The sequence below is a fragment of the Streptomyces phyllanthi genome, from assembly GCF_009377205.1.
Taxonomy (GTDB): domain Bacteria; phylum Actinomycetota; class Actinomycetes; order Streptomycetales; family Streptomycetaceae; genus Streptomyces; species Streptomyces phyllanthi.
Genome location: NZ_VJZE01000871.1, coordinates 1 through 1647 on the forward strand (window position 1 = coordinate 1; position 1647 = coordinate 1647).

The 1647-nt window shown below is 71.9% G+C and carries 1 protein-coding gene; it reads left to right on the plus strand.

Annotation, left to right across the window (positions count from 1 at the left end):
- The coding region (locus FNH04_RS45750) for an FAD-binding oxidoreductase (protein ID WP_152792113.1) at positions 1 to 1511 on the plus strand (1511 nt) is incomplete at its 5' end.
- Between the last annotated feature and the right edge of the window lie 136 nt (positions 1512 to 1647).

A 1647-nucleotide genomic window follows, 5' to 3' on the forward strand; every position in this document is an offset into this window, starting at 1 on the left:
CACTCGCCACAGCGACGGCAGCCACCGCCACGGCATGCACCTCCCGCTCCGCCGAAGCCACCCCGGGCACCCCCCGCCGCCCAGCCACCTCGACCACCCGGGCCGCCGCCGACTGGACCGCCCTCGCCCGCGACCTCGACGGCCCGCTCATCCGCCCCGGCGACACCTCCTGGTCCACGGCCCGCCAGCTCTACAACACCCGCTTCGACACCCTGAAGCCCGCAGCCGTCGCCTACGCCGCCCACACCGCGGACATCCGCACCCTCCTCGCCTACGCGAGGGCCCACCACACCCCCGTGTCCATCCGCAACGGCGGCCACTCCTACGCAGGCTGGTCCTCCGGCAACGGCCGCCTGATCATCGACGTCTCGAAGATCAGCCGCATCCGCGCCTCCGCCGACGAGGCGGTCATCGGCGCGGGCGCCAAACTGATCGACGTCTACCGCACCCTCACCGCCAAGGGCGTCACCATCCCCGCCGGCTCCTGCCCCACGGTCGGCGTCTCCGGCCTCACCCTCGGCGGCGGCCACGGCGTCGTCTCCCGCGCGTACGGCCTGACCTGCGACAGCCTCACCCAGGCCACCGTCGTCACCGCGGACGGCAAGGAAATCACCGCGAACGCCACGGACCACGAGGACCTCTTCTGGGCCCTCCGCGGCGCGGGCAACGGCAACTTCGGCGTCGTGACGGAACTCCGCTTCCGTACCCACCCCGCGCCCCAGGCCGTCTCCGCGTACCTGACGTGGCCGTGGGCGAAGGCCGCCGAGGTGGTGACCGCCTGGCAGGAGTGGGGACCGGACCAGCCGGACGAGATCTGGTCGGCCTGCAGCCTGTCGTGCGCGCCCGGCCGCACCCCGACGATCTCCGTGTCGGCCTTCTCGCTCGGCACGTACGGCGAGCTGCAGAACGCCGTCGACTTCCTGGCCGACCAAGTAGGCGCCCCGGCCCAGAGCGTGTCGCTGCAGCGCCGTTCGTACGAGGAGTCGATGGAGATGTACGCGGGCTGCTCGTCCTTCTCGACGGACGCCGAGTGCCACCTCCCCGGCCCCACCCCGGGCCGTACACCCGCGGGCGCCCTGGGTCGCGAGACGTACACGGCCCGCTCGGACTTCTTCGACCGCTCGATCTCGCCCGCGGGGATCCAGACCCTGCTCACCCAGATCTCATCGGTACGGGGCGGACCGGGCACCATCGCCCTCACGGCACTCGGCGGCGCGATCAACCGCGTGTCCCCCACGGCGACGGCCTTCGTCCACCGCCGCTCCCGGATGCTGGCCCAGTACATGACGTCCTGGCAGGCGGGCACCTCCGGCACGGCACCCCGGAACTGGCTCACCACGGCCCACCGAGCCATGTCCCGCCACGCCTCGGGCGCCGCCTACCAGAACTACACGGACCCGACCCTGACCAACTGGCGCAAGGCCTACTACGGCGAAGCGGCCCCCCGCCTGACGGCCCTGAAGAAGCGGTACGACCCGAACAGGTTCTTCACGTTCCCACAGGCGCTGTAGACCTGCTTCTCCACCCCGCCAGGCACTCAAGACCCCAGCCAGGCAGTCAAGAAGGCAACGGACGCGCTCCCTGCGCCAACCCCTACGCCGCCAAGTCCCGCTGCTCGGAGGAAGAGTCCACCCGGCCCCCCGAGAT